Genomic DNA, 17,711 nt, shown 5'->3' on the forward strand with positions numbered 1-17,711 from the left:
GTCACGCTCCCTTCTTGACGCGGCGTTCGGTCGGCTGGGTCACCCGGTCGAGCATCAGGCCGAGGCAGACGATCGCGGCGCCGGCCACCAGGCCGGTCGCCAGGTCGCCCTGGGCGAGGCCGAAGACGGCGTCGTAGCCGAGCGCGCCACCGCCGACCAGACCGCCGATGACGACGACGGCGAGGACGAGGACGACGCCCTGGTTGACGGCGAGCAGCAGCGCGGGGCGGGCCAGCGGGAGCTGGACCTGGCGGAGTTGCTGGCCGCTGGTCGCGCCGAGGGAGCGCGCCGCCTCCAGCGCGGCGGGGTCGACCTGGCGAAGGCCCTGGGTGGTGATGCGGACGACGGCGGGCAGGGCGTACACCACGGCGGCGGCGACCGCGGGGGCGCGGCCGACACCGAACAGGGCGACGACGGGGATCAGGTACACGAACTGCGGCATCGTCTGGAAGACGTCCAGGACCGGCCGCAGCAGCCGCTCCAGACGGTCGCTGCGGGCGGCGGCGATCCCGATCGCGAAGCCGAGGACGAGGGTGACGGCGACCGCGGCGAGCACCTGGGACAGCGTGTCCAGCGAGGGCTGCCAGACACCGAGGACGCCGATCGCGGCCATCGCCAGGACGGCGGTGAGCGCGGTGCGCCAGGTGCCGATCAGCCAGGCCAGCGCGGCCACCACGAGCAGCACCGACCACCAGGGCAGCCACTGGAGTCCGTCGCGGACCGGGTCCAGGACCCAGGTGGTGAAGTGGCCCGCCCAGTCGGCGGTGCCGCCCACGTAGGGCACGCCCGAGTACAGGTGCGCGGTCATCCAGTCGACGGCGCGGTTGACCGGGTCGGCGATGTCCACGGTCCAGGAGCCCGGCCAGTCGAGCCGGCCGACGAGACGCCCGGCGAGCCCGGCGACGAGGACGGCGGCCGGCGCGTACGCCCAGTGTCCGCGCTGCTGCCGGTCCTCCCCGAGCCGCTCCCCCGCCGCGCCGGTCACCCGGTCGAGGACGACGGCGAGCAGCACGATCGGGATGCCGGCGGCGAGCGCCGCGCCCACGTCGACCGAGGCCAGCGCCTGGTAGACGCGGTCGCCCAGGCCGCCCGCGCCGATCACGGACGCGATGACCGCCATGGACAGCGCCATCATGATCGTCTGGTTGAGGCCGAGCAGGAGCTCCTTGCGGGCCAGCGGGAGCCGCGCGGTCAGCAGGCGCTGGCGGGCGGTGGCGCCGAGCGACTCGACGGCTTCCAGGACGCCCTGGTCGGCGCCGCGCAGACCGAGCGCGGTGAGGCGGGCCATGGGCGGGGCGGCGTAGACGACGGTGGCGAGGACCGCCGCGGGCACGCCGATGCCGAAGACGAGGACGACGGGCAGCAGGTAGGCGAACGCGGGCATCACCTGCATGGTGTCGAGGACCGGGCGCAGCGCCCGGTCGGTGCGGTCGGACAGACCCGTCGCCAGGCCGAGCAGCGCGCCCACGACGACCGAGGTGAGGACCGCGACGACCATCAGGGCGAGGGTCTGCATGGTCGGCACCCACATGCCGAGCAGGCCGCAGGCGAGGAACGCGGCGGCCGTGCCCGCGGCGAGCCGTACCCCGGCGACCCGCCAGGCGACCAGCCCGGCGAACGCGGTGACGCCGGCCCAGCCCGCGGCGAGCAGGACCAGGTAGACGGCGCGTACGGACAGGACGACGGCGTTGCTGAGGTATCCGAGGAAGTAGAGGAACAGGGGGTGGCTGTCGCGGTTGTCGATGATCCAGTCGCTGGCGCTGGTCAGCGGCGCGGAGACGTCGACGGTCAGCGCGTGCGGCCAGGTCCCGCCGGACCAGCGGGCCTCGGCGAGCGGGACGAGGACCGCCGCGACGACGGCGAGCAGCAGCAGCTTGTGCGCGGCACGGTGCCTGAGGACGCCGGGCAGGGCGACCCGGGGGGCGGGGGCGGTGACCGTCGCCATCAGACCGCCTCCTTCCGGAGCTCCGTCCCGGCCACGACGTCGAGGAGACGCTCGTGGTCGACGACTCCCAGGCACCGGCCGTCCTCCACGACGCAGGCGGCGCGACCGCTCTCGGAGACGACCCGGATCGCCTCGGCGACGACGGCGTCGGCGGGCAGTGCCCCGGGGTGCTCGGGGCCGTCGCAGCCGCCGGGGCGCATGGCCGTACGGACGGTCATGACCTGTTCGCGGGGCACGTCCCGGACGAACTCGCGGACGTAGTCGTCGGCGGGCGAGCCGACGATCTCCTCGGGTGTGCCGAGCTGCACGATGCGCCCGTCGCGCATCAGGGCGATGCGGTCACCGACCTTGAGGGCCTCGTTGAGGTCGTGGGTGATGAAGACCATCGTGCGGCCCTCCTCGCGGTGCAGCCGCACGACCTCCTCCTGCATGTCGCGGCGGATCAGCGGGTCGAGCGCGCTGAACGGCTCGTCGAACAGCAGGACCTCGGGGTCCACCGCGAGGGCGCGGGCCAGGCCGACGCGCTGCTGCTGGCCGCCGGACAGCTGGGCCGGCCGGCGCTGCTCCATGCCTTCGAGGCCGACCTTGGCGACCACCTCGGCGGCCCGCTTCCGGCGCTCGGCGCGGGAGACACCCTGCACCTCCAGGCCGTACGCCACGTTGTCGAGGACCGTGCGGTGCGGCAGCAGGCCGAAGTGCTGGAAGACCATCGAGGCGCGGTGGCGACGCAGTTCACGCAGCCGGGAGCGGTCCATGGCGCGGACGTCCTCGCCGTCGATGGCGATCGTGCCCGCCGTCGGTTCGATGAGCCGGGTCAGGCAGCGCACCAGGGTGGACTTGCCGGAGCCGGACAGGCCCATGACGACGAAGACCTCGCCCTTGCGCACGTCGAAGGCGACGTCCCGGACGGCGGCGGTGCAGCCGGTGCGGGAGCGCAGCTCGGCCGGGGACAGCGCGGCGAGTTCGGGGTCGGCGGGTACGTCGCCCGCCTTCGGGCCGAAGACCTTCCACAGTCCGTCCACGGCGAAGACGGGCTCGCCCGCGGCGGATCCGGCGGACGCGGCGGTCGGCGCCGGCTCGGCCGACGTGTTCGGGATCGTTGTCATCACGCACCATCTCCCAGCAGTTCGGCGGCTTTCTCGCCGACCATGAGGACCCCGATCATCGGGTTCACGGCGGGCATGGTGGGGAACACGGAGGCGTCGGCGACGCGGATGCCGTCCAGGCCGCGCACCCGCAGTTCGGGGTCGACGACCGCCAGCGGGTCGTCGGTGGCGCCCATCCGGCAGGTGCCCGCCGGGTGGTAGACGGTGTGGGCGACCTTGCGGGCGTACTCGCTCAGTTCCTCGTCGCCGGTGATGTCCGGGCCGGGGGCCACCTCGCGCCTGAGCCAGCCCGCCAGGGGCTCGGTCCGCGCGATCTCGCGGGCGATCCGGATGCCGTCGACGAGGGTGCGGGCGTCGTGGTCGTCCTCGTCGGTGAAGTAGCGGAAGTCCAGGGCGGGTTTGACCGACGGGTCGGCGCTCTCCAGGTAGAGCCGGCCGCGGCTCTTCGGCTTGGGGATGTTCGGGGTCAACGACACGCCGTACGGCGGCCGTTCGTAGCCCAGACGCTCCGGGTTGTCGGTGAAGGGGATCTGGTAGAAGTGGAACATCAGGTCGGGGCCCGCGTGTGCGGGGTCGCGGCGCACGAACAGGCCGGCGTCGGAGTCCATCGCCGAGTTCTCCGGGATGGGCCCGTCGGTCTCCCACACGATCACCGACTCGGGGTGGTCGAGCAGGTTCTCGCCGACGCCGGGCAGGTCGTGCGCGACGGGTATGCCGAGCGCCTCCAGGTCCGCCTTCGGGCCGATGCCGGAGTGCAGGAGCAGGCGGGGGGAGTCGACGGCGCCCGCGCACAGCAGGACCTCGTTGCGGGCGCGGACGAGGAGTTCCTCGCCGTCCTTGGTGCGGACGTGCACGCCGTCGGCGCGGGTGCCGTCCAGCTCCAGGCGGTACGCCCAGGTCTCCAGCAGGATGGTCAGGTTGGGGCGCTCGTCCATCACCGGGTGCAGGTACGCCACCGACGCGGACGACCGCTTGTTGTCCTGCGGGTGGTAGGCGAGGTCGAAGAACCCGACGCCGTCGTCGAACGGCTTCTTGTTGAAGCCCTCGACGCGCGGGACGCCGAGCGCGGTCTGCGCCGCGTCGACGAAGTCGCGGGCGATGGCGTTCCGGTCCTTCTCGTCGACCGGCACGATGTTGTTGAGGAGGCGCGCGTAGTACGCCTCCATCGGCACCGCGCCCCAGCCCTTCGCGCCGGCCGCCTCCCACTCGTCCCAGTCGGACGGCAGCGGCTTGAACGCGATGAGGGTGTTGTGGCTGGAGCAGCCGCCCAGGACGCGGGCCCGGCTGTGCCGGATGTGCGAGTTGCCGCGGGGCTGCTCGGTCGTCGGGTAGTCGTAGTCGAGTTCGCCGCCGAGCAGGCCCATCCAGCGGCGCAGGGTCAGCACGTCGTCGCGGCCGACGTCGCTCGGGCCGCCCTCGATGACGGCGACGGTGACGTCGGGGTTCTCGGTGAGACGGGAGGCGATGACCGATCCTGCCGTGCCACCGCCGATCACGACGTAGTCGTAGACGTGGGGGGTCTGGGACATGGTGGTACTCACTCCAGGGGGATCGAACCGGTGGATCGAGGAAGGGGGGCTCAGCCCGTGAACCACCGGACCGGCTTCGGCGCGAGGTTCTGGTAGACGTGCTTGGTCTCGCGGTACTCGGCGAGTCCGGCGGGGCCGAGTTCGCGGCCCACCCCGCTCTTGCCGAAGCCGCCCCACTCCGCCTGCGGGAGGTAGGGGTGGAAGTCGTTGATCCAGACGGTGCCGTGGCGCAGCCGGCCCGCCACCCTGCGGGCCCGTCCCGCGTCGGCGGTCCAGACGGCGCCCGCGAGGCCGTACTCGGTGTCGTTGGCGAGGGCGACCGCCTCGTCCTCGGTGCGGAAGGTCTCGACGGTGAGGACCGGTCCGAAGACCTCCTCGCGCACCACCCGCATCTCGCGGTGGCAGGCGTCCAGGACGGTCGGCTCGTAGAAGTAGCCGGTGGCGGGACGGTCCGGCGAGGGCTCGGGCCGGCGGCCGCCGGTGCGCAGCACGGCACCCTCGGCGAGCGCCGAGGCGACGAAGTCCTCGACCTTGGCGCGCTGTTGCTCGGAGACGAGGGGGCCGCACTCGACGCCGTCGGCCGTGCCGCGGCCCAGCCGGATCCGCCCCGCGCGGCGGGCGAGTTCGGCGACGAAGCGTTCCCGGACGGACTCCTCGACGATGAGACGGCCGCCCGCCGAACAGACCTGGCCGCTGTGGATGAACGCCGCGTTGAGGGCCTGGTCGACGGCGGTGTCGAAGCCCTCCTCGGTCGCGCAGGCGTCCGCGAACACGACGTTGGGGTTCTTGCCGCCGAGTTCGAGGGCGACCTTCTTCACGGAGGGGGCTGCCGCCTGGGCCACCTTCGTCCCGCTGACCAGGCCGCCGGTGAAGGACACGAGGTCGACGTCGGGATGCTCGGCCAGGCGTGCGCCCACCGAGTGCCCGGGGCCGGTGACGAGGTTGGCCACCCCCGCGGGCAGTCCCGCCTCGGCCAGCAGGTCGATGAGGGCGACCGTGGTCAGCGGGGTGATCTCGCTCGGTTTGACGACGAAGGTGTTGCCGGCGGCCAGCGCCGGGGCGATCTTCCAACTGGCCTGGAGCAGCGGGTAGTTCCAGGGGGTGATGAGCGCGCAGACCCCGACGGGCTCGTGTACGACGACACTGTGGACGTCCGCCGAGCCCGCGTCGACGACCCGGCCGGGCGCCTCGCCTGCGACGAGGTCGGCGAAGTAGCGGAAGGCGTCGGCGACGCAGTCGATGTCGACGCGGCCCTCCTCGGCGGTCTTGCCCGCGTCGCGGCTCTCCAGCAGGCCGAGCGGCTCACGGTCGCGGACGAGGAGGTCGGCCACGCGGCGCAGCAGAGCCGCTCGTTCGGACACGGGGGTGCGGGGCCAGGGGCCGTGGTCGAAGGCGTCCCGGGCGGCGGCGACCGCCAGGTCGGTGTCCTTCTCGTCGCCCTCCGCCACCACAGCGAAGGGCAGGGCGTCCGCGGGATCGAGGATCTCGCGGGTCGCCCCGGAGACCGCTTCCAGCCATTCTCCTCCCGCGTGAATGGTTTTGCTCACCTGAGGTACTTGGGGTCCGGCGCTTTCCGCCATGATCGATGTTGCCTTCCGTTCCAGTTCACTGCCCCTGCGTCACAGCCGTCTCACTTTCAAGGACCGTCTGCGCCTGCCCCGGGGCCTTCGGTTGCATGCGCAATCCATGGCCTAAAGTGCGCCGCGTCACTGAAAATACGGACAAATGCGGAGGAAAGGGTCGGCGTGGGGATGTTGTTCGGGTCTGGTCCGTATGTGATCGGTGCATGGCCCGTACCTGGGCCGCGTCTGGTCCGTACCTGAGCCGGGCATGACGACGGGACCGGACTCGCGCCGGCCTTCAGGGCCTGCGACGAGCCGGTCCCGTGTGTTCGGTGCGGGGTCGGCGGTGGTTGAGGCGGACGTGACGCGGTGGTCCGGGGCGGACGTGACGCGGTGGGTCGTCTCGGGTCGGTGGTTTCCGCCCCGGGTCAGTCCACCGCCGCCGCGTCGCAGGCTCCGGGGGACGGGCAGAACCAGTCCAGGGCCGTGGTGAGGGTCTTCAGTTCGTCGTCACCGCCGTCGGAGTCGGGTCCGTACACGGCGATCGCGTAGATCGTGCCGTCGAAGGACACGAAGCGTTCGTCGTAGACGTGCCAGGTGCCGATGTCGGGCTCGCCCTTGAGGGAGTCGGCCAGGTACTCCAGCCGTGAGCCCGTGAACTCGCCGTCGTCCAGGTTCTTCAGCGCGAGCTTGTGGAAACCGGCCGGTTTCGGGGTCTCGGCGGACAGATACAGGTCGAACGAGGCGTCCGGCGACTCCTCCGCGACCTGATAGACCTGCAACCGGTGTCTGCCGTCCGCACTGCGGTAGTTGACCACCGCGATGCCGTACGAGGAGGCGACCGTGCTGCGCGTCCACCCCTCGGGCCGCGCGATCCGGAAGCCCTCGTCGTCCTCGAACTCCTCGTACCCGGCGGGGAGTTTCGCGGAGGAAGGGGAGGCGGTGGGCGACGGGCTGCCCCCGGTGGGGGACTCCGTGGCCCGCGTCGGCCCGGTGGGGCCGGGCGTCGGGGACCCGCTCGCCGCGACCGCCCGCTTGCCCTTCCCGTCGTCCCCCTTGTCGACCACCAGGGTCAGCACCAGACTCACGGCGACACCGACCGCCGCGGCCCCGATCAGCACGGACCAGACGACCCGCCGGCTCATCCCGCCCACGGTGGCGGGGGCGGGCGGCGGCTCCTGGACGGGCGGCCACCGCGCGGCCGGCCAGTCCGGTCCGCCCCCCGCGTCGACCTCGGTCGGCGCCCACGCGCCACCGTCCCCGCCGACGGGCCCGTGCCAGCCACCGGACCAACCGCCGGACGGCGTCGGGCCCGTACCGGGCGACGGACCGACGACCGGCGCACCGACGACAGCGGTGGGCGCGTCGGGATCGGTCTCCGCTCCGCCACCGGCCGGACCCGCCCCACCCGCGTCGACGGTCGGCACGGTCGCACCGGCCGTCGGCGCGGTGACACCGTCCGGACCGGCGGCCGCGGGGGGCCAGGCGGCCGAGCCCGCCGCCGGCCACGGCGGTGCCGTGCCGCCGCCGGCAGGTGACCCGGCCGCCGGGGCCGGGTCGTGGGGTGCGTTCGGTGGGGGGCCGGTGGGGCGTGGGGCCGTCGGTGGCCAGTCGGTGGTGGGTGCGGGCCAGGTCGGGGTGAAGGCCGGTCGTGCCGGTGGGGGTGGGGTGACCGGGGCGGTGGCGGACGGGTCGTCGTCCTGCCAGCGCTGGGTCTCCTCGTTCCAGTACCGCTGTCCCCCGCTCATCGAGTCCCCCTCACATCCCCAGCAGACCCGCCACGGCACCGGCCGAGGCGAGGACGCTCAGCAGGGCCTGGGAGTCGGTGAGCAGTTCCCGCAGGCGTTCCCGGCGGGTGGGCGCGGCCTGGCCGGTGCGGGTGATCTCGTTCTCCGTCTCGGCGAGCTCGGCGGCCAGCGCCGCCGTCCGCTCGCTGCCGCGCACCCGCTCCAGGTCGGCGCGCAGCTCGCGCACCGCCGCGAGCAGTTCCTCCGCGGCCCGGTCGCGCTGCGGGGCCGTGCCGTGGTGGCTCTCGGCCCGGGCGTGGCTCCCGATGGCGAAGGTGCTCTGCGAGACGTCGCCCATGCTGACGTTCGGCTCATCCGTTGCCATGGCCGGCCGGTCCCTTCTGCGGCGCGGCGCCGCCGGTCGTGGAGGTGGTACCGGCGCCCGTGGCGGCCGTGTGCGTGGAGGACGCGGAGGCGTGCGCGCCGACGGCGAAGGTGCTGCCCTCGACCCGGTCGATGTTCACCCCGCCGCTGCTGATGTTCACGATCTTCTGGACGAACTCGCCGGTCAGGTAGCCGGACGCCTCCAGCGCGGTCCGCACCCCGTTCGCGACGCGGTCCTGCACGCTCTTGAGGTAGCGGGCGACGTCCATCTCCTGGAAGAGGGACCCGGCGGGCACCGCGCCGAGCTCCCGCACGGACAGCGCGGGCCCGTCGGGCAGCGCGCCCGCGTAGCCGCCGGTCAGCAGCCGCCAGGCGTGGAGCAGGCCGCTGCCCAGGCTGATCAGGGAGGCGGCCGCGGACCGGGGCACCCGGGCGATCGCCCAGGCCGCCTTGCCGAACACGTTGTTGTGGCGGAAGCGGTGAGCCGTGCGGTCGGCGTTCTTGAAGTCCTCCCGCACCGGCGTCAGCACGTGCGGGGCGATCTCCAGCATGAGCATGCGGCCCTGGGTGTGGATGCGCACGAAGACCGTGACGACCAGCTCCTCCTCCCAGCCGCCGACGCGGATGCGCAGGAAGTGCCGGCGCTTCTCGGCGCCCTCCTCGACCGCCCGCGCCCGGTGCTCCTCGAACGCCTGCGGGTGGTACGGCGCCTCGTCGCGCCGCCGCAGCCCCTCGGCCGGCAGGAAGACGCACTCGTCGACCTCCAGCCAGCGCAGCCGGTCGCGGCCGAGTTGACCGGCGTACTCGGCGGGCAGCCGGAGCTGCTCGATCAGCGGGCGGATCGTCTCCAGGATCGTCCGGTTGCTGATCGGCTGCTGCTTCTTCATGCCGTCGGGGCGCAGCTCGACGGCGAGGACCCAGGTGTCGTAGGCCGCGCCGGCCCCGCAGAACGGGCGCGCCTCGTGGTACATGATCAGCGGCGCGTGCTGCTCGTGCCGGATGCGGGCCTTGAGCCGCTGGAAGCGGTGGCTCTCGTTCTGTTCCGCCGGGTCGCCGGCCGCGTCCGGGAAGCGCTGCGGGGACAGCTCCCCGCCCATGACGCGGGCGAACTGCTCCCGTTGCGCGGCCGCGCACAGTGCGATGAGCGCGAACACGGCGAGCGTGAGCCAGGCGTGCCAGGTCCCGACCAGGTCGCCGATGCCGCCGCCGGAGCCCGGGAGGAGAAGGTCGGACGGGGAGGTCGTGTCGCCGTAGGACTCGCCGTAGCCGTAGGGGTCCGTGGACGAGGAGCCGCCGTCCGAGCCGACGCCGAACGCGGCGAGGAGCGTCAGGACGAGGAACGCCGTGAAGATGATCCGGCCCCACCAGCGCAGGAGGAAGGCGGGCAGTAGCCGGTACAGCGGCGGGTCCGCCCGGTGGCCGCGGACCCAGGGCGCGAGGGCGAGCATCAGGCTGGGCGTGAGGAACCCGGCCAACAGGCCGCCGCTGAGCGGCAGTCCGACCACCCACAGGCCGAGGATCAGTCCGGCCCACAGCAGTTCCTGGCGGCGCGCCCGCAGGGCGTGGGCGAGGACGCGGGCCGCGTCGTACCCGAGTGAGGGCGCCACGATCCGCTGTTCGTTGAGGTGCAGTTCCTGGATCACACGGTCGCGGTAACCGGAGTCGAGGTAGGTGCCGGCGCACAGCAGCCGGGTCGCCTCGCTGGCGTGCGGCGCGGTGGACGGTGGTGCGGGTGGTGCGCCGGTGTGTGTCGACTGTGGTTGCTGCGGCACGTATGAGGTGCTCACGCCACTCCCCCGATGCGTGGAAAGACCCTGTCAGTCGTGCAGTTGACAAACAGTCAGCATAGAGGGGCGGACGGGACCGGGGGAACCGGAAAACGATCGCCGAGCAACGTCCACGCCGCCCACTGGTTCGAGAAGCGACTCGACCGCCCGGCGGGGTGCCGTGCCCACCCCCGACCGGAGACGTCACCCGCACTGCCGGGCCGTCGGGCAGAACGAGGCCAGGGCTGCGGTCAGGGGTGCGCGGACCAGCGCGGCGGTCGGCTGCTCGGGGCCGCTGGACCGGATCGCGTACAGGGTGCCGCCGACCGCGCGGAAACGGTGGTCGACGACCTGGCGCGGGCCCCGGCCGGCGTCGTCGTAGCGGTAGGTGAGCTCGGACCAGGCCGCGCCGGACCTGCGGTCCAGGACCTGGTAGCCGGGCTGCCGCGCGAATCCGTATCCGGGGTCGTTCTCGGCGAGGTCCAGTGACCGGGCCGGGGTGTCCTCCGAGAGCTGGAAGATCTGGAGCTGCCGGTCGCCGCCGGGTGCTTCGTAGACGACCACCGGGGCCAGCTATCCCTGTTTCTGTCCGCGGGTCCAGCCCTCGGGGACGTCGATCGTGTAGCCGACGGGGTCCTGCGCGCGACGGTAGCCCGCGACCGGGGACGGGGAGACGGGCGTCGGAGGCGAGGAGAGGGGGGACGCGGAGACCGCGGGTGAGGAGACCGGGGGCGAGGCGGTGGTGGGCCTCACGCCGCGGGCCGGAGTGGCAGCGCCGCCCACCGTGTTCCCCCGTCCGCCCGTGTCGCGGACGAGCAGCCAGACGCCGGTGCCCGCGCCCGCGCCCAGCACGACGGCCGCGACGAACGCCACGAAGACCCGGCCGGCCCGGCGCGGGCGGTCCGGGGACGGCGCGTACGGCAGTGGTGCGGCCGGCGAGGTCACGTACCCGGGGCCGGCGGACGACGGCGGGCGTCCGGACGGGTGCGCCGGGGGCACGGACCCCGCAGCGGGCGGTGGCGGCCGGTGTCCGTGGGCGTACGGCGGCGGCAGGGTGCCGCGGATCTCGGTCTCGGCGGACGCCCACGGGGGCACGGACGGCCCCGCGGGACCGGCCTCCCCCGCCCCCCAGGCCGCCTGGCCCCGGTCCTCGCTCGGCTCGTGCGCCACCCAGGAACCGTGGCCCGAGCCGGAACCATGGCCCGAGCCGGAACCGGAGCCGAGCCCGGAACCGGAGTTGGGCCCGGAACGAGGATCGGCGCTCCGCCCGTGCGCACCCTCGCCGTCATGGCCGTAACCGCTGCCACTGCCACTGCCGCCGTACCAGTCGTTCATCGCGAACCCCCCGAATCACCCCACCGGGTGTCGCTCCCGACGGTAGTGGCGGAAACGGGAACGGGCCCCGATCCGGCCGAAACCGGAACAGGGCCCGTGCGCGCTCGTGACGAAGCCGTCGAGAAGGGCTCAGATGAGGCCGAGGGAGCGGACCGCCTCGCGCTCCTCCTCCAGCTCCTTCACCGACGCGTCGATGCGGGCGCGGGAGAACTCGTTGATGTCCAGGCCCTGGACGATCTCGTAGGCGCCGTCCTTCGTGGTGACCGGGAAGGACGAGATGAGGCCCTCCGGGACGCCGTAGGAACCGTCCGAGGGGATGCCCATGGAGGTCCAGTCGCCGTCCGCCGTGCCGTTGACCCACGTGTGGACGTGGTCGATGGCGGCGTTGGCGGCGGAGGCGGCCGAGGAGGCGCCGCGCGCCTCGATGATGGCCGCACCGCGCTTGGCGACGGTCGGGATGAAGTCCTCGGCCAGCCACTTCTCGTCTCCCACGACCTCGGCGGCGTTCTTGCCGGCGACCGTGGCGTGGAAGATGTCCGGGTACTGCGTGGCGGAGTGGTTGCCCCAGATGGTCAGGCGCTTGATGTCGGCGACCGTCGAGCCCGTCTTCTTCGCGAGCTGGGTCAGCGCGCGGTTGTGGTCGAGGCGGGTCATCGCGGTGAACCGCTCGGCCGGCACGTCCGGGGCGGCGGCCTGGGCGATCAGCGCGTTGGTGTTGGCCGGGTTGCCGACGACGAGGACCTTGATGTCGTCCGCGGCGTTGTCGTTGATGGCCTTGCCCTGCGGCTTGAAGATGCCGCCGTTGGCGGAGAGCAGGTCGCCGCGCTCCATGCCCTTGGTGCGCGGGCGGGCGCCCACGAGGAGGGCGACGTTGGCGCCGTCGAAGGCGACGTTCGGGTCGTCCGAGATGTCGATGCCCTGGAGCAGCGGGAACGCGCAGTCGTCCAGCTCCATGGCCGTGCCCTCGGCGGCCTTCAGCGCGGGGGTGATCTCCAGGAGGCGCAGCCGGACCGGCACGTCCGCGCCGAGCAGCTGACCGGAGGCGATGCGGAAGAGCAGGGCGTAACCGATCTGGCCGGCCGCGCCGGTGACGGTGACGTTCACGGGAGTGCGGGTCATGGCGTTCTCCGTATGACAGCTGGCGGTGGGGCGTCCCTGCCCCGGGGGTACGGGATCCCCCGCCCCGGCTTGTGACCGGTGGCCGCCGCGATGATCGATCACGGTGTGGATGATCGATCTCTTGGCGTCAAGAGAGATCCGGCGGTCAGGCTATCGCGCCCGCGGGACCCCGGGCGTCCGGGTCCGTGTGGCCCAGCCCACAGAGCGGCGCACAAGGAGCGACCGCCCGGTCCGGGGAGAGGAGGAACACGGACGGCCGCCGATGGGGATGCCGTAGCCGGACTCCCGTGGGGTTACCGTCCGCGTGCCCGTGTTCGAAGCGGCCATTCCCGCCGCGGAATGATTGTTTCGCCCGGCGCGGCAGGTCGCCCCGGGAGGCACCGGGTGGTGCCTCCCAGAGCGGCGGGCCCTCGCCGCGGCCCGGCGGACCGGCCCATCCGTGGCTACCGGGTGCAGCCCTTCTCCCCGGACACCAGCGTGGCGCACACCGTGGCCCCGCCCGCGTTCTTCGCCGCGACCATCGGGGTGTACGCGATCGTGTCACCGGGCACCGTGAGGTCGCCCTTCCGCACGGTGCGACCGACGGTCACCCGCACCACGTCGCCCTGGGCGGCCCGGGTGATACGGCCCCACACCGCCCCGCAGGTCGCGCTGTAGCGGACCTCGACCACGGCCGGGCCCACCCGCACGGTCCTGGTGGTGGCCGCCCGGTCGCCGCTGCACCCCATGCTCTCCGCGTCCCTGCCCTCGCAGGAGGCGCCGGCGCAGCCGACGCCGGCCGGCAGGTCGCGTTTCACGCCGACGGAGGGTGCGGGCGACGCGGCGGCGCCCCGCTCGTCCTTCCCCGCGCCACCGCCCGGCACGAGGAGCACCCCGCCGAGCACGACGAGCGCGCCCACGGCGCCGGCGAGGAACGTCACCCAGCGCCGCCCGCCGGCCGGGGAGGCCCCCGCAGCCGTCGAGGGCGACGGGGAGGACGGGGGCGGCACGGACGGCGGCGAGGACGCCGTTGACGGCGCAGACGGCGGGGACGGCGCCCCCGCGTGCCCGGCCGCGTCCCGCGGGCCCCCCTCACCCCGCCCGCTCCCGGCGCCGCCGGCACCGTTCCCGATGGCGTCCTGGACCTCGGGTGCCGTCGGCTGCGGCGGCACCGTGGGCGACACGCCCGCGGGTCCGGCGATGCCCGGCGTCAGGGTCGTGCCGCCGCCCCTGCGGGCCGTCCTGCCGACCCTGGCCTTCGCCGGTGGCGGCGCGGACTCGCCGAGCGCGGCCCGCGCCTGGGTGATCCGGACCGCCTCCATGGTCAGGTCGTGCCGCATCTCCGAGCGGCTCCAGGCCCGTTCGGCCAGCTCCCACATGGTGGTCAGGTGAACGGGACTGGTGCCGGTGACCTCGGCGAGGGCGACTATCGCGCCCTTGGGCGCCAGAAGCCGCCCGTTGAGATAACGCTCCCAGGACGTCCTGCTGTAGCCGGTGCGGTCGGCGACCGCCCCGACGCTCAGGCCGCCGCGGTCCACCAGTCTCCGCAGCTGGCTCGCGAACTCCTTGACCTGCGGATCGAGTTCATCCGGCAAGGCCCTCCAACGAGGCATCACTTCCCCCCTCATCCCCCGTTTCGTGCTGGCTGTCCCGGTCGTCCCGGGCGGACCGGCCTCCTCCCGGCGCGCGGTCGTCCCGCAGCCCCGTTCCGCCCGTTCCGGCCTACCCACAGTGATGCGCCGGGCCCGGACCACAGTTCCCCGGTCAGGGGCGCACCGGAGCACCGGGACGCGGGCGCACGCCGTCGCGCGCCCGGTATATGCGAGGGACGTCCGGTCCCGTCACGAATCGTCCCGCCGCCCCGCCCCCGCGACCGCCCTGCGTTCGTACGGCGTCGCAGGCACCCGCGTGAACTCAGGTGCGCCGCAACGGGGTTGGCGGACACGGATGTCCGGTCCGTCACTCACTGGCCGGCTCAGGGGCGTGGGCCGACTCCCTCACGCGGGTCGGCGCGCACACGGGGTCGGCACACACGCGGGGCCCTCGCGCAGGGGCGGCCCGCACGTGGGTCAGCTCCCTCACGCGGGTCGGCTCACCCGCGGGGGCTGCACGCACATCGGTCGCCGCACGCACATCGGTCGCCGCACGCACGTCGGCCGGGCGCACGCACGTCGGTCACCACACGCACGTGGGCCCGCTCAGCCGAGGGCGATCGCGCCGATCACGCCGGTCACGAGCAGGACCAGGAGCAGCAGGACGGCGTACAGCAGCACCCGCCCGCCCGGCCGGCGGTTCCCGTCCGACTGCGCGGGTGTGTCCCACCAGGGCAGGGTGGGGTCGTCCTCGTACTCCGGCTCGGTGGCCTGCCGGCCGGGCAGCGGCACCGGTTTCGGCCATGCCTGCACCGCCAACTCCCAGCGCACGCCGTGCCGTTCCGGATTCTCACCGGCGACCCGGCACAGGGCGACGACCGCCTGCCGGGGCGGGGGCTGGGTGGCGTTGAGATAGCGGTGCCAGGAGGACTTGCTGTAGGCGGTGCGCGCGCCGAGCGCGACCAGGCTGAGCCCGGTGCGGTCCTTGAGGAGCCGCAGCTGCTCCACGAAGTGCCGTACCTCCGGCGGCAGGTCGTCCGGCAGCGGCTGCCAGGCGCTCATCGCACTCCTCCACGCCGTTGCTCGCGTTGCCCGGTCCGAGCGGATGGACGACTCCGAGGGGGCGCCCGGTTCCCCCGGGGTGGACCGCCCGGAGTGCGCCGACGTGGCGGAGCGCGGACAACATGGCGGAACGGTCACACCCGTGCCACAGCGGAAGGACAGCGGTTGAACAGGGCGTTCGCCGTGCTGGAGGGTGGGTCCCGGCGGCGGTCCGTTCCCGCTCGGGGGAGAGAACGGGCCGCCGTCCGGGTGCGCCCGGGGCCGGTGGTGGCCGGCGCGGTCAGCTGGTGCTGACGGTGAAGTGCAGCGTGTCCTTCAGGAACGGGATCTGCAGCAGCGGGTTCGGCTGCGCCATCAGCGCCAGCAGGACGATCGCGGTGCCCAGCACCCCGTAGGTGACGATGTCGGTGAAGCGGGAGCGTACGGCGAGCATGCCGACGTCCGGCACGACCCAGCGCAGGATGCCGCCGGCCAGCAGCGCGACGCCGATCAGCAGGGTCCCGTAGCGGAAGACGTCCAGCGCGGTCAGCAGCAGGCCCAGGCCGACCGTGGTCAGCACGGCCAGGATCGGCCACTGCCGGGCGGGTGCCGGGGCGTCACCGGGCGCGGCCCGGCCGCCGCCCTCCGGGCGCGCGGTGTCCCGGGTGAACAGCGGGAAGCGGCGCGTCGTACGACGGGGGCGGCCCTGTGCGTCGGGCGCGCTGACCGGGTCGCGTACCTCGATCTCCTCGGGCTCGCCGGGGGTGTTGTCCTCAGCCGGCACTGCGCTCCGCCGCCTCGACCACGTTGACGAGCAGCTGGGCACGGGTCATCGGGCCGACGCCCCCCGGGTTCGGGGAGATGAAGCCGGCGACCTCGGCGACGCCCGGGTGGACGTCGCCCACGATCTTGCCCTCGGCGCTGCGCGAGACACCGACGTCCAGGACGGCGGCGCCCGGCTTCACGTCCTCCGGCCGGATCAGGTGGGCCGAACCGGCGGCCGCGACGATGATGTCCGCGCGCCGCAGGTGGGCCGCCAGGTCACGGGTGCCGGTGTGGCACTGGGTCACTGTGGCGTTCTCACTGCGGCGGGTCAGCAGCAGCGGCATCGGACGGCCGATGGTGACACCGCGGCCGACGACCACCACCTCGGCGCCCTTGATCTCCACGCCGTAGCGGCGCAGGAGGGTCAGGACACCGTTGGGGGTGCAGGGCAGCGGGGCGGGCTCGTTGAGGACGAGGCGGCCGAGGTTCATCGGGTGCAGGCCGTCGGCGTCCTTGTCGGGGTCCATCAGCTCGAGGATGCGGTTCTCGTCGATGCCCCTGGGGAGCGGCAGCTGCACGATGTAGCCGGTGCAGGCCGGGTCCTCGTTGAGTTCGCGTACGACTGCCTCGATCTCGTCCTGCGTCGCCGTGGCCGGCAGCGTGCGCTGGATGGAGGCGATGCCCACCTCGGCGCAGTCGCGGTGCTTGCCGGCGACGTACTTCTGGCTGCCGGGGTCGTCCCCGACGAGGATCGTGCCGAGGCCGGGCGTGACCCCCTTCTCCTTCAGCGCCGCCACGCGGGCGGTCAGATCGGACTTGATCGCGGCTGCGGTGGCCTTGCCATCGAGAATCTGGGCGGTCATGGCCCCATCCTCGCGGATGACGGGGTCCCGGTTCCAATCCGGGGTCCCGCGGCGGTGCGGCATCCGTCCCCAGGTGTCCCGGCATGATCACCGATGTTGCACTTGGGCAACACCTGCGGATTGCGGCTGGACAAGTAATGGCGGGCTAAAGAACGATGGCCTGAACAGTGCCGCGGGCAGCTCATCGGGGGGATGAACCGCATCCGTAGAACCTTCCTCCGCACGGTGCCGCGCGTCGTCCCCGCACCTGGACCACGGAGGAACACCGCGATGAGTTTCGGCGACCCGAACAATCCCTACGGACCGCCCCAGGGCCAGCAGCAGGGTTACGGCTACCCGCAGCAGCCGCAGGCACCCGGGTACGGCTACCCGCAGGCTCCTCCGGCGCAGTACGGCATGCCCGCCGGCCCCACCACGATGCCCGGCACGGTGAGCGCGGCCCGCGTGATGATGTGGGTCATCGTCGGTCTGCAGATCCTGGGCGTCGCCCTGTTCGCCTTCACCGCCGCGAGCGTCACCGCCGCCAAGAACGACGACGAACTGCGGGACAACGCCTCCTTCCAGCAGCTCGCCGACTACTCCTCCGGCGCGATCTGGGCGCTCACCGTGTTCGCCCTCGCCTGGGCGGTGTTCGCGATCGTGCTGGCGGTGAAGTTCAACTCCGGTGGCAACGGCGTCCGTATCACCACCCTGGTCTTCGGCATCGTCACCGCGATCCTCGGCATCTACCCGTTCATCGTGGTGGGCCTGATCCACACGGTGCTCGCCATCCTGATCGCCGTGTTCGTGGGCAATTCCAACGGCGCGGCCTGGTTCAACCGCCCGCGGTACTGACCCGCGGTACCGAACCGACCCGCGGTAGCCAACGGGCCGCACGCCGGCGCATCCGCGACCGGACCGGTCGCACCGCCGCTCACGACCAAGGGCCGTGTCCCCCTGCGAGGGGGACACGGCACATCGGAAGAGCGTGGGGGAGGGAAAAAGTGTTTTGGGCGGTG

The 17,711-nt window shown here is 73.4% G+C and carries 15 protein-coding genes; 1 reads left to right on the plus strand and 14 read right to left on the minus strand.

Features of this window, described 5'->3' with window-relative positions:
- Nucleotide 1 precedes the first annotated feature (1 nt).
- The 14 genes from ABZT03_RS34450 to ABZT03_RS34515 all read right to left on the minus strand — a co-directional run bounded on the left by ABZT03_RS34450 (nt 2) and on the right by ABZT03_RS34515 (nt 16,713).
- On the minus strand, nt 2-1,945 hold the full coding sequence (locus tag ABZT03_RS34450; RefSeq protein ID WP_356046768.1) for an ABC transporter permease subunit: 1,944 nt from the start codon (nt 1,943-1,945) through the stop codon (nt 2-4).
- The gene (locus tag ABZT03_RS34455; RefSeq protein WP_356046769.1) at nt 1,945-3,051 is read right to left on the minus strand and encodes a glycine betaine/L-proline ABC transporter ATP-binding protein; all 1,107 of its coding nucleotides are present in this window, start codon (nt 3,049-3,051) and stop codon (nt 1,945-1,947) included. The genes ABZT03_RS34450 and ABZT03_RS34455 overlap by 1 nt, the downstream gene beginning before the upstream one ends.
- Complete coding sequence (locus tag ABZT03_RS34460) at nt 3,051-4,580, minus strand: GMC oxidoreductase (RefSeq protein WP_356046771.1); 1,530 nt, start codon at nt 4,578-4,580, stop codon at nt 3,051-3,053. The genes ABZT03_RS34455 and ABZT03_RS34460 overlap by 1 nt, the downstream gene beginning before the upstream one ends.
- Nucleotides 4,581-4,630: 50 nt before the next feature.
- On the minus strand, nt 4,631-6,127 hold the full coding sequence (locus tag ABZT03_RS34465; RefSeq protein WP_356046772.1) for an aldehyde dehydrogenase family protein: 1,497 nt from the start codon (nt 6,125-6,127) through the stop codon (nt 4,631-4,633).
- A 443-nt stretch (nt 6,128-6,570) separates the two neighbouring features.
- Nucleotides 6,571-7,890 carry a hypothetical protein gene (locus ABZT03_RS34470; protein ID WP_356046774.1) on the minus strand — a complete coding sequence of 440 codons (1,320 nt, stop codon included), beginning with the start codon at nt 7,888-7,890 and terminating at the stop codon, nt 6,571-6,573.
- 10 nt (nt 7,891-7,900) lie between these two features.
- Nucleotides 7,901-8,254 (minus strand): hypothetical protein, encoded by a 354-nt coding sequence (locus tag ABZT03_RS34475; RefSeq protein WP_356046775.1) that lies wholly within the window; start codon nt 8,252-8,254, stop codon nt 7,901-7,903.
- Entirely contained in the window at nt 8,241-10,040 is a 1,800-nt protein-coding gene (locus ABZT03_RS34480) for a hypothetical protein (protein ID WP_356046776.1), read from the minus strand. Before ABZT03_RS34480 ends, ABZT03_RS34475 begins: the two co-directional genes overlap by 14 nt.
- Nucleotides 10,041-10,223: 183 nt before the next feature.
- Nucleotides 10,224-10,583: a hypothetical protein gene (locus ABZT03_RS34485; RefSeq protein ID WP_356046778.1), complete on the minus strand. Its 360-nt coding sequence runs from the start codon at nt 10,581-10,583 to the stop codon at nt 10,224-10,226.
- Nucleotides 10,584-10,592: 9 nt separating this feature from the next.
- On the minus strand, nt 10,593-11,354 hold the full coding sequence (locus ABZT03_RS34490; protein WP_356046779.1) for a hypothetical protein: 762 nt from the start codon (nt 11,352-11,354) through the stop codon (nt 10,593-10,595).
- A gap of 129 nt (nt 11,355-11,483) precedes the next feature.
- The gene (locus ABZT03_RS34495) at nt 11,484-12,473 is read right to left on the minus strand and encodes a malate dehydrogenase (RefSeq protein ID WP_356046780.1); all 990 of its coding nucleotides are present in this window, start codon (nt 12,471-12,473) and stop codon (nt 11,484-11,486) included.
- 443 nt (nt 12,474-12,916) lie between these two features.
- A complete protein-coding gene (locus ABZT03_RS34500) occupies nt 12,917-14,047 on the minus strand; it encodes a DUF2690 domain-containing protein (RefSeq protein WP_356046782.1) in 1,131 nt (376 codons plus the stop codon).
- A gap of 603 nt (nt 14,048-14,650) precedes the next feature.
- Nucleotides 14,651-15,106, minus strand: a complete 456-nt coding sequence (locus tag ABZT03_RS34505; RefSeq protein ID WP_356046783.1) for a helix-turn-helix transcriptional regulator — start codon at nt 15,104-15,106, stop codon at nt 14,651-14,653.
- Between the two features lie 280 nt (nt 15,107-15,386).
- Complete coding sequence (locus tag ABZT03_RS34510; RefSeq protein ID WP_356046785.1) at nt 15,387-15,869, minus strand: DUF3017 domain-containing protein; 483 nt, start codon at nt 15,867-15,869, stop codon at nt 15,387-15,389.
- The gene (locus ABZT03_RS34515; protein WP_356046787.1) at nt 15,859-16,713 is read right to left on the minus strand and encodes a bifunctional methylenetetrahydrofolate dehydrogenase/methenyltetrahydrofolate cyclohydrolase; all 855 of its coding nucleotides are present in this window, start codon (nt 16,711-16,713) and stop codon (nt 15,859-15,861) included. Before ABZT03_RS34515 ends, ABZT03_RS34510 begins: the two co-directional genes overlap by 11 nt.
- Before the next feature lie 270 nt (nt 16,714-16,983).
- On the opposite strand from ABZT03_RS34515, the gene ABZT03_RS34520 reads away from it, so the two are divergent.
- Complete coding sequence (locus tag ABZT03_RS34520; RefSeq protein WP_356046788.1) at nt 16,984-17,547, plus strand: hypothetical protein; 564 nt, start codon at nt 16,984-16,986, stop codon at nt 17,545-17,547.
- The last annotated feature ends 164 nt before the right edge of the window (nt 17,548-17,711 follow it).

The organism is Streptomyces sp. NPDC005574 (assembly GCF_040605435.1).
Taxonomy (GTDB): Bacteria; Actinomycetota; Actinomycetes; order Streptomycetales; family Streptomycetaceae; genus Streptomyces.

Excerpts from the sequence above, each read along its gene's own strand:
- ABZT03_RS34450 (WP_356046768.1), bottom strand. The coding sequence starts at position 1,945 with ATGGCGACGGTCACCGCCCCCGCCCCCCGGGTCGCCCTGCCCGGCGTC.
- ABZT03_RS34455 (WP_356046769.1), bottom strand. The coding sequence starts at position 3,051 with ATGACAACGATCCCGAACACGTCGGCCGAGCCGGCGCCGACCGCCGCG.
- ABZT03_RS34460 (WP_356046771.1), bottom strand. The coding sequence starts at position 4,580 with ATGTCCCAGACCCCCCACGTCTACGACTACGTCGTGATCGGCGGTGGC.
- ABZT03_RS34470 (WP_356046774.1), bottom strand. The coding sequence starts at position 7,890 with ATGAGCGGGGGACAGCGGTACTGGAACGAGGAGACCCAGCGCTGGCAG.
- ABZT03_RS34475 (WP_356046775.1), bottom strand. The coding sequence starts at position 8,254 with ATGGCAACGGATGAGCCGAACGTCAGCATGGGCGACGTCTCGCAGAGC.
- ABZT03_RS34490 (WP_356046779.1), bottom strand. The coding sequence starts at position 11,354 with ATGAACGACTGGTACGGCGGCAGTGGCAGTGGCAGCGGTTACGGCCAT.
- ABZT03_RS34495 (WP_356046780.1), bottom strand. The coding sequence starts at position 12,473 with ATGACCCGCACTCCCGTGAACGTCACCGTCACCGGCGCGGCCGGCCAG.
- ABZT03_RS34505 (WP_356046783.1), bottom strand. The coding sequence starts at position 15,106 with ATGAGCGCCTGGCAGCCGCTGCCGGACGACCTGCCGCCGGAGGTACGG.
- ABZT03_RS34515 (WP_356046787.1), bottom strand. The coding sequence starts at position 16,713 with ATGACCGCCCAGATTCTCGATGGCAAGGCCACCGCAGCCGCGATCAAG.
- ABZT03_RS34520 (WP_356046788.1), top strand. The coding sequence starts at position 16,984 with ATGAGTTTCGGCGACCCGAACAATCCCTACGGACCGCCCCAGGGCCAG.